The organism is Aeromonas veronii bv. veronii (assembly GCF_000820225.1).
Taxonomy (GTDB): Bacteria; Pseudomonadota; Gammaproteobacteria; order Enterobacterales; family Aeromonadaceae; genus Aeromonas; species Aeromonas veronii.
In genome coordinates this window covers 86,997-103,761 of the sequence record NZ_CDDK01000004.1, presented here as the reverse complement: position 1 = coordinate 103,761, position 16,765 = coordinate 86,997, and the positions used below count along the sequence as shown (strand labels likewise).

Sequence of the window (16,765 nt, the reverse complement as noted above, 5' to 3'; positions counted from 1 at the left end):
GGCAAGGGTTGTCATCTAGTCGTGGCTGGTCTCGTTTTTTGCTCCGCCTTTGAACCAGCGAAACAGGATGGCCATGACGGCCGCCAGAAACAGCACCAGCGAGGTAATCAGCAGGGCCCGGGTCAACAGTTCGCTGTGGTGGAGAAAGAAGGGGGTATTCATCGCCAGCTTGCCCACCAAACTGAGGCAGAGCGCCCACATAAAGGCACTGGCAAAGCTGGCCACGCACATCCGCAGCACGCTCAGGCGGCCAATCCCCATCAGCATGGGGGTCAGCACCCGCACGAACGGGATAAAACGGGAGGAGAACATCGCCAGAAAACCGTACTTTTTCAGCAGCCGGGTCGCCTTGGGCAGGCTGTCGGGAGGCAACATCCGTTCGATATGATCCATAAAGCGGGTGCGCTGTAGGGCCCGTCCCTGCCAGTAGGCGAGCACGGAACCTATGCCTGCAGCCAACGGCAGATAGACAAGAGTCACTTCGGGGCCAAACACCCCCATGCCCACCAACCCACCGGCCAGCAGTACCAGGCTGTCCCCCGGCAGGGGCAGGAAGACGAATGCGGACTCCAGCAGCAGTACCAGCATCAGGCAACTGATCAGCAGGGGTACCGCCTGCATCTGAACCAGGGCGTCAAAATCCTGATGCCAAATGGCCATCAGCATATCCAGCATGTCACTCTCCCTACTACACGGTTCATCATGAACGAGGCAGGGGTTATAGCACCCATCCCCTGAACAAAACGTTAATTTTGTCCGGCACAGGAAATAAAGTGTGTCGAAATATTGCAGCAACGGGGGGAATGCAAGAAGGGCGAAAAGCAGAAACAAAAAGCCCCTCATCTTGCACGCACAAGGGAGAGGGGCAAACAGGCACAGAAATAAAACGGTTACTCGGCGATAGCCATCTGCCAGGTTTTGAAGCCGCCGGAGAGATTCTTCACTTTAAAGCCGTGTTGGCTCAGCAGGCGACAGGCGACATGGCCGCGCAGCCCGACCTGACAGCTGATCAGCAGCTCTTTCTCTTTGGGCAACTCATGGAGGCGACCACGCAACTCGTCGAGGGGGATATGCAGCGCCCCCGGAATCCGCCCCAGCTTGTCGAGCTCCGGGCCATTGCGCACATCCACCACCAGCTGATGGGGGTTACGAGCCTGCACCTCGGCCACGTGGCAGAGCAGGGTGTCCCCCTTCAGGTGGTTGCTTGCCACAAAGCCCGCCATGTTGATCACATCCTTGGCCGAGCCGAACGGCGGCGCATAGGTAAGCTCCAGATCCTGCAGGTCAAACACGGTGAGACCGGCGCGCTGGGCCACCGCCAGCACGTCGATGCGCTTGTCGATGCCATCCTTGCCGATGGCCTGGGCGCCATAAATCTTGCCATCCGGAGCAAACAGCAGCTTGAGGCTGACCGGATGGGCGCCGGGGTAGTAACCGGCGTGGCTGCCCGGGTGGACATAGACCTTCTCGAACGGCAATCCCAGCTGCACCAGTCGCTTCTCGTTGAGGCCGGTGCTGGCCACTGCCAGATCGAACAGCTTGCAGATGGCGGTCCCTTGCGTCTTCTTGTAGGTTTCGCTTCTGCCCAGCATGTTGTCGGCGGCGATGCGCCCCTGCCGGTTGGCCGGGCCCGCCAGCGGGATCAGCACAGATTCGCCGGTGACGAAGTCTATCTCTTCCACCGCATCCCCCACCGCATAGATAAAGGGATCCGAGGTACGCATCTCGGCATCCACCTTGATGCCGCCCCGTGGGCCCAGCTCCAGCCCCGCCTTGGCGGCGAGCAGGGTTTCCGGCTTGACGCCGATGGCGAGGATCAGCAGGCCGGTATCAAGATGGGAACCGTCATTGAGGGTCAGGCGCAGGCCACCGCTTTTGGCGGTCGACACGGCGGAGGTCTTCTCGGCAGGCAGATCCAGACTCTCGATGGCGGTGAGGCCGGTGCGCAGGCGAAGGTCGATCCCCTCTTCCCGGATGCGGGCATGGAGCATGTTGGCCATCTCCTTGTCCACCGGCGCCATCACCTGATCGGCCAGCTCCAACAGGGTGACATCCAGCTTGCGCTGGTGCAGCGCCTCCATCATCTCCAGCCCGATAAAACCGCCACCCACCACGGTAACGTGGCGCGGCTGATCGTGATGCAGGGCCGCCAGAATGCGATCCATGTCCGGGATGTTGCGCAGGGTATAGACATGGGGGCTGTCGATACCGGGGAAGGGAGGACGGATCGGCGCCGCCCCCGGGCTCAGCAGCAGCACATCGTAATGCTCGCGCTGCTCTTCACCGGTTTGCAGGTTGCGCACCAGCAAGGTCTTGTCCGCCTTGTCGATCTCAATCACATCGTGGAAAACCCGCACATCGACGTTGAAACGGCGCTTGAAACTCTGGGGAGTCTGCAGCAGCAAGGCATCCCGGTCGGGGATATCGCCCCCGATGTGATAGGGCAGACCGCAGTTGGCGAAGCTGACAAACTCGCCCCGCTCGAACATCACGATCTCTGCCTCTTCACTCAAACGACGAGCACGAGCCGCCGCCGATGCGCCCCCCGCGACACCACCGATAATCAGGATCCGTTTCATCTGCAAGACTCCTCATACATGATAATGGGCAATAAATTAGACTTTTCTAATTTAGAATTCAATGAAATTTTGTTTAACACCATTTTGCAGTATTCTTGCAACCCCGACGGTTGCTTAACAGGATGTTGTTTGTTCATGTCGTCTACCGCACTCAGTCATCTTCCTCCTGCCCTCCAGACGCCACTCTTTTTCCGTCTGGATCTGCGCAGTCAACGGCTGGTCGCCCTGACCGACGTGATGCAAACCCCGCTCTACTGGCTCGATGAGCCGCGCGCCCCCTGGCCTGCCCAGCTGCCCGATGCCCTGCGCCTGCCCATCGAACAACTGCTGGCCAACGGCCATGGCGGCAAGATCACCGTGCGCTTTGCCAGCCAGCTCTGGCACATCGCCCTCGCCCACGAGCAGGATGGCTTCTGGCTCATCTGTCTGCAGAACCTTCGTCAGGAGCCCATCGCCGATCTGGCATTGCAACTGCCGCGCCTCAGCCAGATGGCGAGCCAGCAACAGTATGCGCCCCTGCTCGAGGCCCTTAAAGAGAGTTTGGGGGCCGATCGGCTCATCCTCTGGCACTATCAGGCCAACGGCGATCTCGGCAGCGAGCAACTCACCCCGGTGTTCACCCTGGGGGGCGAGGCGCTCTACCCCATCCGTGGTGACAGCCGCTATATCCGCGCCCTGCGTACCCGCAAAGCGTTGAGCTTCTCGGAGGCTGCCCACCAGCCGATGCTGAGCAATCACCTCTATCTGACCAGTGCCGGTGTGCGCTCACGCCTAGATGGTGCCTTGCTGGAGCAGGACAAGCTGTTCGGGGTGCTGAGTCTGGAGTATCTCGATCCCACCCCGCTCAGCGAGGAGATGTTGCAGCTGGTGCGCAGCAGCGCCCAGCTGCTCGGCCACTGGCAACCGCAACCAGAAGAGCACCGCGCCGAGCTGGCCCTCCCGCCCGAACTGCACCAGCAGACCGGCATCGACTACTGCAAGACGCTGGTAAGCTGGGCCATGAACGCCAGCGGTGCCCGGGTGGGCTGGATCGGCGAGTTCCAGCCCCGCGGTCAGGATCTCTGGATCATCCCCCGCTGCGTCATCAACGAGGAGATCTGCTCCACCCTCAAGCCCATCCAGCTCGACCCCGGCCCCGCTCAGGAGCTGTTCCAGCACGGTCAGGCCATCTATGTGGAAGATCTGCCCGTGCGCTATCCCAAAGCGACCCGGCTGCTTGCCCTCAATGCCAGCGCCTACATCGGCATTCCGCTCCATGGCCAGAGCGGCGCCCCCATTGGCCAGATCACCCTGCTGCTCGATACCCCCCTTGAGGAGCCCGAACAGCTTCTGGATCTATTGAGCAGCCAGCACGAGCGTGCCGCCATCGAACTCAAGCGCCTCGCCACCGACGATGCCCTGCGACTGGCCGAGGTAGCCTTTAATACCCACGATGGGCTGATCGTAATGGATCACAACGGCATCATCCTCAAGGTCAACCACTCCTTCAGCCGGATCACCGGATTTGGCGAGGTAGAGGTGATCGGTCACTCCATTCGCAAGCTGCGCCCCACCTACTACGGGGATCATCTCAAGGAGGATGTCAGCCGCACCGTCAACGAGCAGGAGTTCTGGCTCGGGGAAGAGCGCTGCTTGCACAAGGATGGTCACCTCTTTCCGGTACGCTTGATGGTGAACGGCGTCAAGGATGAGCAAGGGGAGCTCAGCCACTTTATCTGCAGCTTCTACGACATCACCCAGGAAAAAGAGGCGGCCAGACATATCGAGCAGCTCGCCTACTACGACGATCTCTGCGGTCTGCACAACCGGCGCAGCCTCAACCATATTTTGCAGCAGACCCTGAGCGCCTCCAACGGCCAGTGGGGCGCCCTGCTGCTGGTGGATCTCGACAACTTCAAGTCGATCAACGACTCCCTCGGTCACGCCTGCGGCGATCTGTTGCTGCAGGCCGTGGTGCAGCGTTTCAGGGAGCTGCCCCAGGACAATCTGGTGCAGGCGCGTATCTCGGGGGATGAGTTTGCCCTGCTCTTTACCCTGCTGGGTCAAGGGGAAGTCACCGCCAAAATTCTGGCAGAGCACTTCGCCCGCGAGCTGATGGGGCTGTTTCGTACCCCGTTCGACATCGGCGATCACAAGCTGCACTGCAGCGCCTCGGTGGGGATCAGCCTCTTCTCCGGCAACGAGACGGATCATCTGGTCCTGATGCAACAGGCCGACACCGCGACCCACATGGCCAAGCGCGCCGGTCAGGGCCACTACGTCTTCTTTTCCGAGGCGATGGCCCAGCATGAGAAGAACCGGCTGACCCTCACCAATGAGCTGCGCGATGCCCTGCGTCACCACGAGCTGCAACTCCACTACCAACCGCAATATCGGGTCGACAATGGCTCGCTGTCGGGTATCGAGGCGCTGCTGCGCTGGCAGCGCAGCGACGGCACCATGGTGCCACCCGGGGAGTTTATCCCCATCGCCGAAGAGACCAGCCTGATCCTCGAGATCGGCTACTGGGTGATGAAGACCGCCTGCGCCCAATACAGCTTCTGGCTCAACCGTGGCCTGCAGATCCCCCATCTGTCGGTCAACGTCAGTGCCCGCCAGTTCCACACCCAGGGCTTCGTACAACAGGTGGAGTACATCTTGCGCGACACCGGTGTGCCCCCCTCCCGCCTGCTGCTGGAGGTGACCGAATCGGTAGTCTTGGAGAATCGGCAGGAGAGTATCGCCAGAATGCGCCAACTCAAGGAGCTCGGCATCCTCATCTCCATCGACGACTTCGGCACCGGCTACTCGTCGCTGGCCTATCTGCGGGATCTGCCCGCCGACGAGGTGAAGCTGGACAGAAGCTTCATTCAGACCCTTGTACACAGCGAACAGGACAGAGCCATCGTCAAGGCGATACTCGATCTGGCCCAGGTCTTTCGTTTTACCGTCACCGCCGAAGGGGTGGAAGAGGAGGCGCAGCTGGCCATCCTCAAAGCGCTGGGATGCCAGCATTATCAAGGGTTTCTCACCAGTCGGCCGCTCACCGTCAAGGGGCTGGAGCAGCTGCTTGGCAGCCGGGCGGCGGACTAAAGGTGTAGGATCAATAGGGGTTTATGTAATAAAATAACGGCCTGCTCGAATCGTTGGAGTTGTTTATGTCTGTCATTAATCGGATCCCTGCCGTTGAAATCAGCCAGCCAGCCGGAGCTCACGGCACCGTTGGCCGGATCCATTCCGTCGAAACCTGCGGCACTGTCGATGGCCCGGGAATACGCTTTATCGTATTCATGCAAGGCTGCCTGATGCGCTGCAAGTACTGCCACAACCGCGATACCTGGGATACCGAAGGTGGCCGCGAAGTGACCGTACCGGAGTTGATGAGTGACATCACCAGTTATCGCCACTTCATGAATGCCTCCGGCGGTGGCGTGACAGCGTCCGGCGGTGAAGCCATGCTGCAACCCGCTTTCATTACCGAACTCTTTACCGCCTGCAAAGAGAAAGGGATCCACACCTGTCTCGACACCAACGGCTTCGTCCGTCATCTCGACGAACAGGTGGACAAGCTGCTCGACCAGACCGATCTGGTGCTGCTCGACATCAAACAAATCAATGACGAGAAACACATTCCGCTGACCCACGTCAGCAACAGATATACCCTGGAGTTTGCCCGCTATCTGGCAGCCAAAGGCAAGACCATGTGGATCCGCTACGTGGTGGTGCCAACCTGGAGCGACGACGACGAGAGCGCCGAAGGGCTAGGCCAGTTCATCGCCGAGCTGGGCGAAAGCGTGGAGAAGGTGGAGCTGCTCCCCTACCATGAGCTCGGCAAACACAAGTGGGACGTGCTGGGCGACCCGTACGAGCTGAGCGGGATCAAGCCCCCCAGCAAGGAGACCATGGAACGGGTCAAGGGCATCCTCGGCAAGTACCACAACAACGTCAAATATTGATGGTAAAAGCAGGCTGATTCGTCAGCCTGCTCTGCTATGGGGCGGTCGGGAAGACCGCCCGGACTCAACTGCATGAATGGACGACAAGATGAGTGAAGGACAACTCGCCGCCCTCCTGATCTGGCTGGTACTGCTGGCCTTCAGCCTGCGCCGCTCTCTGTGGCAAACCCTCCATGACAACCCCCTCTATCAACACCTGTTGCTGGGCAGTGCCATCGCGCTGGTGCCGCTCTGGTATCTAAGGGCCGGTCTGCATGAGGGGCTGGAGGTCCATTTTCTCGGGCTCACCTCCCTCACCCTGCTGCTGGGATGGCGGCTGGCACTGCTCGCTCCCTGCCTGACCCTGCTGGTGCTCGGTTACTTCGGTGTCACCAATCTGGCCGATTTTGGCTGGCAGGCACTGGTTGGCATCGCCCTGCCGGTAGCCACCAGCTGGCTGCTGTTTCTGGCCAGCTGGGCCTGGCTGCCGCGCCATCTCTTTGTCTATATCTTCATTGCCGCCTTTCTCGGCGGCGCCATCACCATCTCGGTCAAGGTGGCCGCCAGCGCGTTGCTGATGGGGCTAAGTGACAGCTACCCCTGGCACACCATCACGGCAGATTACCTCTCCATCTGGCCACTGCTGCTGTTCCCCGAAGCTCTGCTCAACGGCATGGCGATGACGGTGCTGGCCATCTACCGCCCTCACTGGGTCAATACCTTCTTCGACCGTACCTATCTGGGCAAGTAGCTCTCTCTTTCCTGATCTGCGCCCATAAAAAAGGAGAGGCCATCGCCTCTCCTTTTGGTATTCAACATGTTGCCAAATCCCGGCTTAGTGCAGCTTCAGGGTCGGGCGCAGTACCCGGTTGATGCGACCCACCAGCATGATGAGGCCGGTCTTGACGTAGCCGTGCAGGGCGATCTGGTGCATCCGGTAGAGGGAGATGTAAACCAGACGGGCAATGTAGCCCTCCACCATCATGGAGCCGCGCATCAGGTTACCCATCAGGCTGCCCACGGTGGAGAAGCGGCTGAGGGACACCAGCGAACCGTGGTCGTGGTAGAGGTAGGGCTTCATCTCGCCGCCATTCATCTTGGCCAGAATGTTCTTGAATGCCTGGCTGGCCATCTGGTGGGCAGACTGGGCGCGCGGCGGCACAAACTTGCCATCCGGCTGCGGGCAGGCTGCGCAGTCACCGATAACGAAGATGTTCTCGTCACGGGTAGTCTGCAGGGTCTCTTTCACTACCAGCTGGTTGATGCGATTGGTCTCAAGACCAGCGATATCCTTCATGAAATCCGGAGCCTTGATACCGGCCGCCCACACCATCAGGTCAGCTTCAATCAGCTCGCCATCCTTGGTGTGCAGACCGTCGCTGGTCGCTTCGGTGATCATGGTGGCGGTACGCACGTCCACACCCAGCTTGACCAGCTCCTGATGGGCGGCGCCGCTGATGCGCTCCGGCAGAGCCGGCAGAATGCGCGGGCCCGCTTCCACCAGGGTCACCTTCAGGCTGTCGGTGGTGAGGTTCTTGAAACCGTAGGCGTAGAGCTGCTCGACCGCGTTGTAGAGCTCGGCAGAGAGCTCGACGCCGGTGGCGCCGCCGCCAACGATGGCAATCTTCACCTTGTCGCCCGGCTGGTATTCGGTGGCGAACTGCAGGAAGCGGTTCATCATGCTGTTGTGGAAACGGTGCGCCTGGGAGGGGCTATCGAGGAAAATACAGTTATCCTTGATGCCCTTGGTGTTGAAGTCGTTGGAGACAGAACCGATGGCCATCACCAGATAGTCGTAGGGCAGCTCGCGCTCGTTGACCACGATGTCGCCATTGTCGTCGTGGATCGGGGCCAGCACGATGCGTTTATCGTCACGCTTGATGTCGGTCAGGGTGCCGAGCTGGAAGTCGAAACCGTGGTTCTTGGCGTGAGATTGGTAGCTCAGGGCATCGATGCCCGCATCCATGGAGCCGGTGGCTACTTCGTGCAGCAGGGGTTTCCACAGGTGGGTGCGGTTGCGATCGACCAGAGTGATCTTGGCCTTGTTCTTCTTGCCAAGCTTGCGACCCAGACTGGTGGCCAGCTCCAGGCCACCGGCGCCGCCGCCTACAACGACAATATTCATCATGATGATTTTCCTCGGTTCCTCAAAACGAAAGGGAGCCATTGGCTCCCTAAAACGAAATCGGTCGACGTGATGGATCAGGCTTCTTTGAAGGCCTTCATCCGCTGCAGATGATGCGAGATATTTTTGAACTTATGAGTCTCGCGCTCATCCCACACGATGTCGTAATAGTTCTTCAATTCACGTTCAGTGTCCCGATTATCGCGCACTTCATCCTGAACGGAAAGGATACACAGGCAGTTTCCTGAATTTTTCTTACGAAATTCAGTTACACACTTGGTACCGATATCGTCATATTCTTCCGGCCGGTCGATCTTGCCCTGCATGTTCTCTTCCGGATGGAGGTTGGGGTTGAAGATCACCTGGCGAATGCCGCACAGAAAGCCGATCCGCTCGCTCCAGTAGCCACCAAGACCCACGCCGCAGATCAGCGGTTTGGGATCGGTACTCATATCGAGCTGTTTTTTCACTTCCTTGAGCAGATGGCTCATATCATGACGGGGGTGAACCGTGCTGTAGTGCACGAAACGCACATCATCATCAATAAACTGCAACTGCAGCACTTTCTCGTGATTGCCTGGGCTGGTGGCATCAAAGCCATGCAGATAGATGATCATGGATAAGACCTCAGGATCTGTGTCGGTTTTATCGAAACTACCCCAGCGGCGGCCCCGTGCGCCACCAAAACATCCAACTTTCTTGCTTTGGATCACGCCCCCGCCCCCGATTGCGCCCTGCGGCCCGCGAGCGTCGTCACATGCAGAGGGGCGCATTGCGAGCAACGTTATGGTGCCCGGCTATCAAAGTGAGATCGCCAGACCGATAATGATAAACCCCTTACCAATCTGAGATGCCCTCACCTCCTTCCCCAGCCAGCAGCCGGACACTTATCTGGCCGGTATGTGACTCATCCCGCAAAAACAAGGCGTTATCGCCAAACGTTTTCTCTCGTGAGCGGCGTTGTGCATGTTTTGTGCACTGACCCGTGCTGCACCGGATCCCTCTCACTACTGCCGAAGGATCTGGCACCTCTGTCAATACACGAGATCAATGACCGGGAAAGCTGCGGCTTCCACTATCTTGCCTGTAGCAGTTGCGCGGGCTTCAAGGAGTGATCTGTTCATGAACGAGACCAATCCCCCCTCCCCCCGACCGGGTGCGCGCAAGCGCCCGGTGGATGAAGTGGAGCGCATGCTCCCCATGGGCCAACTCTTTACCCTGGGCCTGCAACATGTGCTGGTGATGTACGCCGGCGCCGTGGCGGTGCCATTGGTGATTGGCGGCAGTCTGGGGCTACCCAAGGATCAAATCTCCTACCTCATCAGTTCGGATCTCTTCTGCTGCGGCATCGTCACCCTGCTGCAATGTGTCGGGATTGGCCGCTTTGCCGGGATCCGGCTGCCGGTCATCATGTCGGTCACCTTTGCCGCCGTGATGCCCATGCTGGCCATCGGAGCCAACCCGGATCTGGGGCTGACGGGCATCTTCGGCGCCACCATTGCCGCCGGTATCATCTCGACCCTGCTGGTGCCGCTGATAGGTAGGCTGATGCCGCTCTTCCCCACCGTCGTGACCGGGGTGGTTATCACCTCCATCGGGATCAGCATTATGCAGGTGGGGATCGACTGGATGGCGGGGGGCAAGGGCAATCCGGAATATGGCAGCCTGCGCTATATCGGCACCAGCTTTCTGGTGCTCGTCTTTATCCTGCTGGTGACCCGCTTCACCAAGGGCTTTTTCAGCAATATCTCGGTGCTGCTCGGGATCATCTTCGGTTTCGTGGTGGCCATCGCTATGGGCGAAGTAAGCCTAGATGGCCTCGGCGAGGCAGCCTGGTTTGCCCCCATAGTGCCCTTCGCCTTCGGCTGGCCCACCTTCGATCCCATCTCCATCGCCACCCTGACGGTGATCATGCTCATCACCTTTATCGAATCCATGGGGATGTTTCTGGCCCTTGGCGACATCGTCGGCCATCCGGCCAGACGCGGTGATATCGTGCGCGGGCTGCGGGTGGATGGCATCGGCACCATTATTGGTGGGATATTCAACAGCTTCCCCCACACCTCCTTTTCCCAGAATATCGGTCTGGTGAGCGTGACCGGGGTATCGAGTCGCTGGGTCTGCGTGATGTCGGGGGGGATACTGCTCGCCTTTGGCCTCATCCCCAAGATGTCGGTGCTGGTCGCCTCCATCCCGCCCTTCGTGCTGGGGGGCGCCGGTATCGTGATGTTCGGTATGGTGCTGGCCACCGGCATTCGCATCCTGGCGCGCACCGATTACAACAGCAACCGCCACAACCTCTATATCGTCGCCATCAGTCTCGGAATTGGCATGATCCCGACGGTCTCCGGGAATTTTTTCCAACAGCTTCCGGCGCAGCTACAACCGCTTTTTCATAGCGGTATTCTGTTGGCCACCATCAGCTCGGTGCTGCTCAACCTCTTCTTCAACGGCTATCAGCCGGATCTGACTCACCAGACCCGCCCCCTGTTCGTTGGCCCCATCAAACCGCAGCAAGAGCAGGCATAACAAACAGGCCCCCGGACAGCGAGACTGTCCGGGGGCCTGTTGTTCATATCACCGCTGACCCAATCAGGCAGGCAACTGCGTGAAGCGCTCTACCGCCTGCGCTACTTGTGCCAGACTCCCCTGCCAGAAGGCGGCCTCACGGATATCCTGCCCCAGATGCTTGGCTACCAGATCTTCGGCGCCCATCCGGCCGGTATCGCGCAGCAAGGCACGATAGGCCTCGGCAATGCCCTCTTCCCCCGCCGCCTTGCGGCTCATCAACTGCTGATAGACCCCGAGGCTGAACAGATAACCGAACAGATAGGGATAGTTGTAAAAGCCCAGCCCGGCGATGGAGAAGTGCGCCTTGGCCGCCCAGAACATGGGGTGATAGCGGGTCAGGCTCCCCTCATACCAGCGTCCCCACGCCTCGTCGGTCAACGCTTTGAGTCGCTCTGCGGATACATAACCCTGCGTCCGCTCGGCCACCAAGGCCTGCTCGAAATCGAAGCGAGCCGGGATATTGACCAGGAAGGTGGCCGCACCGTCGGCCTCCGCCCAGGTGATGGCCAGCTGCTCTTCCGGGCTTTGCGCCTGCTCGAACAGGGCGCTGCGCACCAGGGTTTCGGCGAAGATGGAGGCGGTCTCCGCCAGCGTCATGGGGTAGCTGCGCTGACTCATCGGCAGATCGCGGATCACCCAGTTGTGCCAGGCGTGACCCAGCTCATGGGCCAGCGTAATGACATTGTCCATGGTGCCGGCATAGGTAACGAAGACCCGCGGTTCGACCGGTTCGGCAAACTTGGTGCAGTAGGCGCCGGTGCGGCGATTTGGCGTGGGCGCCGCATCAATCCACCCCTTCTCGGCCATCATGCGGGCAAACGCCCCCATCTCGGGATCGAAACGGCTAAAGGCATCGGCAATCAACTCGATCGCCTCATCAAAAGAAATGTCACGGCTGCTGGAAGCTGGCGGCGGCGCAAAGAGATCCTCAGGCCCCAAATCGTCGAGTCCGAGCCGTTCAGCCATCAGCCCCAGCGCCCGCTGACCCAACCCACGGGCTCGCCAGGTTTCGCTCATCAGGGCATCGAGGGTGGCACGCTCGATATGGCTCTGGTGGCAAGAGAGATCCAGCGCATCGAGCACACGGGTTTTACCGCGCTGACGGGCCAGCTCCAGCCGCCAGCCGTTGAGGGCATTGAGGATAGCGGCAACCGTCTCCTGCTCCCCTTCCCAACCGGCGCTGATGGCATCAAAGGCTTCTAAACGCAGCGCACGTATCGGGCTGGAGAGCAGATTGCTCGCCTCGGCCAGCCCCATCTCGCGGCCATCAATGGTTAACCGGATCTTGCCCACCAGATCGTTGTAGAGGTTGCCCCAGGCGTGCAGGCCATCGGTGCCCAGACCAATCACCAGCTGCTCCGCCGCCACCGGCAGGCGCTGATCCTGCAAACGACGCTCGTGGCGCAGGCGGTACGCCTCTTCACCGAGCAGCGGATCACTCATCAGCGCGGCGAATTCCTCTTCCGGCAACGCCAGCATCAGATCTTCCACCGGCGCCAGCGTCTTGAACAGATCGGCATTAAGGGCGCGAGCGCGGGACGCCAGCTGTTTGGCCTGCGGATCCCGCGCATCCTGACTGCCACGGCAGGCGGCCAGAATGGCGACGTTCCAGCCGACATGGCGAATATCGCGGGCGCGCAGCCGCACTTCCCGCAAAAAATCCAGCAGCGCTACGTCAGCGTCGCGCACCCCGTCCAGACCTGCCATATAGCTGGTCAGCTCTTCCAGCGCGTGGCGGGCAGCGTTCATGTCCGCTTCCAGCTCTGGGCTGTCGAGGCCCGGGTAGATATGGTCGTTATTCCACTGTTGTTGATACATAACTTCTCGCAAAGGCCTTTATCGGGAGACGCAGCAGACCTGCGGGCTGCAAGCCAGAGACCGAGCGTCCCGCTGGCCAAAAAATGAAGAGAGGAAAAAAGAGAAAATGGCCCGCAAGCTCGCTTATCCCTTTGCCGGGGCAAGACGGCTCACCAGCGTCATCAAGACAACCAGCAGCAGACCCGCCACCACACCGGCCACGGCGTTGAGCAGAGTCGGCGTCACCGCCGCCAGTACGGCCCCTACTGTGGGCAGAGTGGCGACAACTGCGGCTGCGCCTTCAATCAGGTGATGGGCAAAGGGCCAGCCATGCACCAGAATGCCGCCGCCCACCATAAACATGGCGATGGTGCCGACCAGTGCCAGCAGGTGCATCAGACGAGGAGCCGTCACCAACAGTCCCTGCCCCACCGCGCGGCGCAGGGCGCTGCCATCGTGCTTTTGCAGCAGATGCAGACCGATGTCATCGAGCTTGACGATCAGCCCCACCAACCCGTAGACCCCGATGGTCATCAGCAGGGCGATGCCCGCCACTACCGAGAGCTGCAGCGCGAGGCTTGCTCCCTGTACCGTGCCAAGGGCGATGACGATGATCTCGGCAGAGAGAATAAAATCGGTGCGGATCGCTCCCTTTACCTTCTGCTGCTCAAACGCGGCCAAATCATCGGGAATAGGAGCAGTGTGTGCCTCCCCCTCACTCGCCTCATGAGGCAGGAACTTGTGGGCCAGCTTCTCGGCCCCCTCAAAGCAGAGGTAGGCACCTCCCAGCATCAAGAGTGGCGTGATAAGCCAGGGCACCAGCGCACTGATGGCGATGGCGGCGGGCACCAGAATCAGCTTGTTGCGAAATGACCCCTTGGCCACCGCCCACACCACCGGCAGCTCCCGCTCGGCACGCACCCCGGAAACCTGCTCCGCGTTGAGGGCCAGATCATCCCCCAACACCCCGGCAGTCTTCTTCGCCGCCATCTTGGTCATCAGCGCCACGTCATCAAGCACGCTGGCGATATCATCGAGCAGGGCCAACAAACTGGTTCCGGCCATATCAGAGATTCCTTATATCAGTGAGAAACGTCTTCCCGAAAAATGTCTCGCGCTTGTTCACCACGACCTTGGTCATCAGCGCCACGTCATCAAGCACGCTGGCGATATCATCGAGCAGGGCCAACAAACTGGTTCCGGCCATATCAAAGCTTCCTTATATCAGTGAGAACAACCCCGGGAGAGAGGTGTACGTCCCGATAACCACCAGGGTCAACAGGACCACCTCATGGCGATCGCAGGCCATCATCGGCCGAGCCAAAAATCCGGCGCTCGCCATCGGCGGGGTTACGCCTTTCGGGCAAAAGATGGCACAGTGTAACGAGAAGCCGCCGTTTCGGCAGCACCCCTGAGCCATTTGTTCCTGGTTCCCTCTGAATCACCTCAAGGAGTTCCCATGCAACCCTGGCAACCTCTGCTCGATCTCTGGTTTGGCGACGAAGCCGATGATGTCCTGCGGGCCACACGGCAAGCCCCGCTCTGGTGGGGGAAAAGCAGCGAAACGGATGCCCTGCTGGCCAGCCGCTTTGGCGAGCTGGCAGAGGCCGCAGCCAAGGGCAGCCTCGCCCACTGGGCCGATACTCCCAGCGGTCGGCTGGCGCTGATCCTGCTGCTCGACCAGCTGCCCCGCAATATCCATCGCAACACGCCTGCGGCTTTTGCCCAGGATCCGCTGGCCAGAGATCTCTGCCTGAAAGGGCTGTCCATCGGGGCTGACAAATCCCTCTCGCCACTGGAACGGGTCTTCTTCTATCTGCCGCTGGAGCATGCCGAATCCCGCGAACAACAAGCCAGAAGTGTGGCCCTGTTCGAGGCACTGGCTGCCGAGCAGGCTGGCACACCGGCACAAGCGACCTTCGCAGGATTTACCGACTTTGCCCGCCGCCATCAGGTGATCATCGAACGCTTTGGCCGCTTCCCCCACCGCAACGACATTCTGGGTCGCACCAGCACACCGGAAGAGGCGGCATTTTTGCAGCAACCGGGCTCAGGCTTCTAAGCAAGCCATATAAAAAATCCCCGCCAGCTGGCGGGGATAGCAGATGGATAACAACCATCGGCGTTACTGAATGCGATAGCGAGATATCTGCTGGTGGATGCTCTCGGTGGTGACATTGAGCTCCTCGGCGGCGGCTGAGGTCTCCTCCGCTGTGCTGCTGGTTTGCTGCACGACCTGAGCAATCTGCTCCACCTGATGGGCAATCGACTCGGCTGCCGAGCTCTGCTCGCGGATGGCATTGGTGATCTCGCCCACCTGCTCCATCACCCGGTGCGACGCACTGCGGATCTCGGCAATAATGGCGCCACTCTCGGTCGCCATGGTGACCCCCTGACTCACCTTCTCCTCCACCAGATGCATGCGGGAGACCGTATTGTTCGACTCCTGCTGGATCGCCTCTACAGTGGCAGATATCTCCTGAGTGGATTGGGCTGTGCGCTCCGCCAGTTTGCGCACCTCATCCGCCACTACCGCAAAGCCACGGCCGGACTCCCCGGCCCTCGCCGCTTCAATGGCCGCGTTCAAGGCCAGCAAGTTGGTCTGCCCCGCCACATCACGGATCACGTTGACCACACCGCCAATGCGCGAAATACCCTCACCCAGCGCAATGACTTCGGCCGAGGCCTGCCGGATCGAGTCGGCTATCTCGTTGATGGCATGAACGGTGCGCTCGATGGTCCGGCCCCCCTCGGTCGCCAGCTGCCCCGATTCGTTGGTGATGCGGCTCGTCTCCTGAGTACGCTGGGAGATATCTGTGATGCTGACCGTCATCTCTTCCACACCAGCGGCGATCAGACTGGTGGCATCATTGGCCTGATTAGCCGAGCTAGCCAGGTGTTGCGCTGCCTGAGAGAGGGATTCGGCGGTGCTCTTGATCTGCAAGCTGCCGACGGAAAATTCGGTAAATGTCTGTTGCAGCGTATCGAGCAGCCGGTTGACCGCATTGAGGGTCAGGCCAATCTCATCCTGCTGTTTCACGTCTGCTCTGAGGGTAAAGTTGAGGTCGCGCTGGATCCGGGTCAGAGTGTCCATGGCGGTGCGAAGGGGATTGGCCACCTGATTGAACAACCAGACAAACAGCCCCATCGTCAGTACGGTGGCACCACCGGCGATAAACAACAGGGTTTGCAGGCTGCTGTCGTAGTTCTCCTGGCCCTGCTTCTTGAGCGCCAGTCCCAAATCCATATTGAAGTTGACGTGAAGCTCGATTGCCTTGGCAAACTGATGGAACAGTCTGGAGGCTTCTCCTGCCAGCATATCTCGCGCTTCGTCGTTTTTGTTTTGGTGGGAGAGCTGCAGAACCTTGTCTATCTCCTGATAATATTGCGCGATAATGCGTTGATCATCGTCGGTCAGGCGTCGGTCTTCGTCATTGGAGAGCATCTCTGCTTTATATTTCTCCAGTTGCGAATTGATCTGTTTGCGATGCTCGGCAATATCCGCTTCTATCTGCTGCATCTTGTCATTGTCGGTGTTGAGGATATGGCTTTGAACACGGGAGTGCAGCTCATAGAACGCAGCCTGCACCTCCTTGATCAGCGCAATACTGGGCACCGTATTGTCCGTCACATAGCTCAAGTCTCGATTGCCAGCCCCAAGGCGGTTGATACTGAACCAGCTGAGGAAAACAAGCGCCAGCATAACAAGCAGCGCTATCAGTTGAAGCCGACGAGCAATGTTCATAACCGTACACTCCAGATGAAAACTATCTAGCAGT

Annotated in this window: 13 protein-coding genes; 5 read left to right on the top strand and 8 right to left on the bottom strand. The window is 59.8% G+C overall.

What is annotated here, in order from left to right; translation table 11 throughout:
• Positions 1–15: 15 nt before the first annotated feature.
• Together BN1139_RS01655 and BN1139_RS01650 are read right to left on the bottom strand one after the other, a co-directional pair.
• Positions 16–675, bottom strand: coding sequence for a DedA family protein (locus BN1139_RS01655; RefSeq protein ID WP_005353037.1), 660 nt, complete (start codon positions 673–675; stop codon positions 16–18).
• A gap of 215 nt (positions 676–890) precedes the next feature.
• Entirely contained in the window at positions 891–2,579 is a 1,689-nt protein-coding gene (locus BN1139_RS01650; protein WP_041979933.1) for an FAD-dependent oxidoreductase, read from the bottom strand.
• A gap of 135 nt (positions 2,580–2,714) precedes the next feature.
• Here BN1139_RS01650 and BN1139_RS01645 point away from each other — a divergent pair, with 135 nt between their 5' ends.
• From BN1139_RS01645 to BN1139_RS01635, 3 genes are all read left to right on the top strand, one after another.
• Positions 2,715–5,651 carry a sensor domain-containing phosphodiesterase gene (locus tag BN1139_RS01645; protein WP_041979931.1) on the top strand — a complete coding sequence of 979 codons (2,937 nt, stop codon included), beginning with the start codon at positions 2,715–2,717 and terminating at the stop codon, positions 5,649–5,651.
• 65 nt (positions 5,652–5,716) lie between these two features.
• Positions 5,717–6,514: a pyruvate formate lyase 1-activating protein gene (gene pflA, locus BN1139_RS01640; RefSeq protein ID WP_005333994.1), complete on the top strand. Its 798-nt coding sequence runs from the start codon at positions 5,717–5,719 to the stop codon at positions 6,512–6,514.
• 88 nt (positions 6,515–6,602) lie between these two features.
• Positions 6,603–7,244, top strand: coding sequence for an energy-coupling factor ABC transporter permease (locus BN1139_RS01635; protein ID WP_005353044.1), 642 nt, complete (start codon positions 6,603–6,605; stop codon positions 7,242–7,244).
• Positions 7,245–7,328: 84 nt separating this feature from the next.
• On the opposite strand, the gene BN1139_RS01630 is transcribed toward BN1139_RS01635, so the two are convergent.
• Positions 7,329–8,621 (bottom strand): NAD(P)/FAD-dependent oxidoreductase, encoded by a 1,293-nt coding sequence (locus BN1139_RS01630; RefSeq protein ID WP_005353047.1) that lies wholly within the window; start codon positions 8,619–8,621, stop codon positions 7,329–7,331.
• Between the two features lie 74 nt (positions 8,622–8,695).
• Entirely contained in the window at positions 8,696–9,235 is a 540-nt protein-coding gene (gene ycfP / locus BN1139_RS01625) for an alpha/beta hydrolase YcfP (RefSeq protein WP_005334000.1), read from the bottom strand.
• Between the two features lie 505 nt (positions 9,236–9,740).
• Here ycfP and BN1139_RS01620 point away from each other — a divergent pair.
• Positions 9,741–11,147, top strand: a complete 1,407-nt coding sequence (locus BN1139_RS01620; protein WP_005353050.1) for a nucleobase:cation symporter-2 family protein — start codon at positions 9,741–9,743, stop codon at positions 11,145–11,147.
• A gap of 63 nt (positions 11,148–11,210) precedes the next feature.
• Here BN1139_RS01620 and BN1139_RS01615 read toward each other — a convergent pair whose 3' ends face one another.
• The 3 genes from BN1139_RS01615 to BN1139_RS21580 form a co-directional block, all read right to left on the bottom strand.
• Complete coding sequence (locus BN1139_RS01615) at positions 11,211–13,007, bottom strand: M3 family oligoendopeptidase (protein ID WP_005353053.1); 1,797 nt, start codon at positions 13,005–13,007, stop codon at positions 11,211–11,213.
• Positions 13,008–13,130: 123 nt separating this feature from the next.
• Positions 13,131–14,051, bottom strand: coding sequence for a DUF808 domain-containing protein (locus BN1139_RS01610; RefSeq protein WP_005353055.1), 921 nt, complete (start codon positions 14,049–14,051; stop codon positions 13,131–13,133).
• Position 14,052: 1 nt separating this feature from the next.
• Positions 14,053–14,193 carry a hypothetical protein gene (locus BN1139_RS21580; protein ID WP_005353057.1) on the bottom strand — a complete coding sequence of 47 codons (141 nt, stop codon included), beginning with the start codon at positions 14,191–14,193 and terminating at the stop codon, positions 14,053–14,055.
• A 252-nt stretch (positions 14,194–14,445) separates the two neighbouring features.
• Here BN1139_RS21580 and BN1139_RS01600 point away from each other — a divergent pair, with 252 nt between their 5' ends.
• Positions 14,446–15,048, top strand: coding sequence for a DUF924 family protein (locus BN1139_RS01600; RefSeq protein ID WP_005353058.1), 603 nt, complete (start codon positions 14,446–14,448; stop codon positions 15,046–15,048).
• 63 nt (positions 15,049–15,111) lie between these two features.
• On the opposite strand, the gene BN1139_RS01595 is transcribed toward BN1139_RS01600, so the two are convergent.
• Positions 15,112–16,731: a methyl-accepting chemotaxis protein gene (locus BN1139_RS01595; protein WP_005353060.1), complete on the bottom strand. Its 1,620-nt coding sequence runs from the start codon at positions 16,729–16,731 to the stop codon at positions 15,112–15,114.
• Positions 16,732–16,765: the final 34 nt, after the last annotated feature.

Bases quoted from the DNA above. Each gene is read 5' to 3' on its own strand.
- BN1139_RS01655 (WP_005353037.1), bottom strand. From the start codon at position 675: ATGCTGGATATGCTGATGGCCATTTGGCATCAGGATTTTGACGCCCTG.
- BN1139_RS01650 (WP_041979933.1), bottom strand. From the start codon at position 2,579: ATGAAACGGATCCTGATTATCGGTGGTGTCGCGGGGGGCGCATCGGCG.
- BN1139_RS01645 (WP_041979931.1), top strand. From the start codon at position 2,715: ATGTCGTCTACCGCACTCAGTCATCTTCCTCCTGCCCTCCAGACGCCA.
- pflA (WP_005333994.1), top strand. From the start codon at position 5,717: ATGTCTGTCATTAATCGGATCCCTGCCGTTGAAATCAGCCAGCCAGCC.
- BN1139_RS01635 (WP_005353044.1), top strand. From the start codon at position 6,603: ATGAGTGAAGGACAACTCGCCGCCCTCCTGATCTGGCTGGTACTGCTG.
- BN1139_RS01630 (WP_005353047.1), bottom strand. From the start codon at position 8,621: ATGATGAATATTGTCGTTGTAGGCGGCGGCGCCGGTGGCCTGGAGCTG.
- ycfP (WP_005334000.1), bottom strand. From the start codon at position 9,235: ATGATCATCTATCTGCATGGCTTTGATGCCACCAGCCCAGGCAATCAC.
- BN1139_RS01620 (WP_005353050.1), top strand. From the start codon at position 9,741: ATGAACGAGACCAATCCCCCCTCCCCCCGACCGGGTGCGCGCAAGCGC.
- BN1139_RS01615 (WP_005353053.1), bottom strand. From the start codon at position 13,007: ATGTATCAACAACAGTGGAATAACGACCATATCTACCCGGGCCTCGAC.
- BN1139_RS01610 (WP_005353055.1), bottom strand. From the start codon at position 14,051: ATGGCCGGAACCAGTTTGTTGGCCCTGCTCGATGATATCGCCAGCGTG.
- BN1139_RS21580 (WP_005353057.1), bottom strand. From the start codon at position 14,193: ATGGCCGGAACCAGTTTGTTGGCCCTGCTCGATGATATCGCCAGCGTG.
- BN1139_RS01600 (WP_005353058.1), top strand. From the start codon at position 14,446: ATGCAACCCTGGCAACCTCTGCTCGATCTCTGGTTTGGCGACGAAGCC.
- BN1139_RS01595 (WP_005353060.1), bottom strand. From the start codon at position 16,731: ATGAACATTGCTCGTCGGCTTCAACTGATAGCGCTGCTTGTTATGCTG.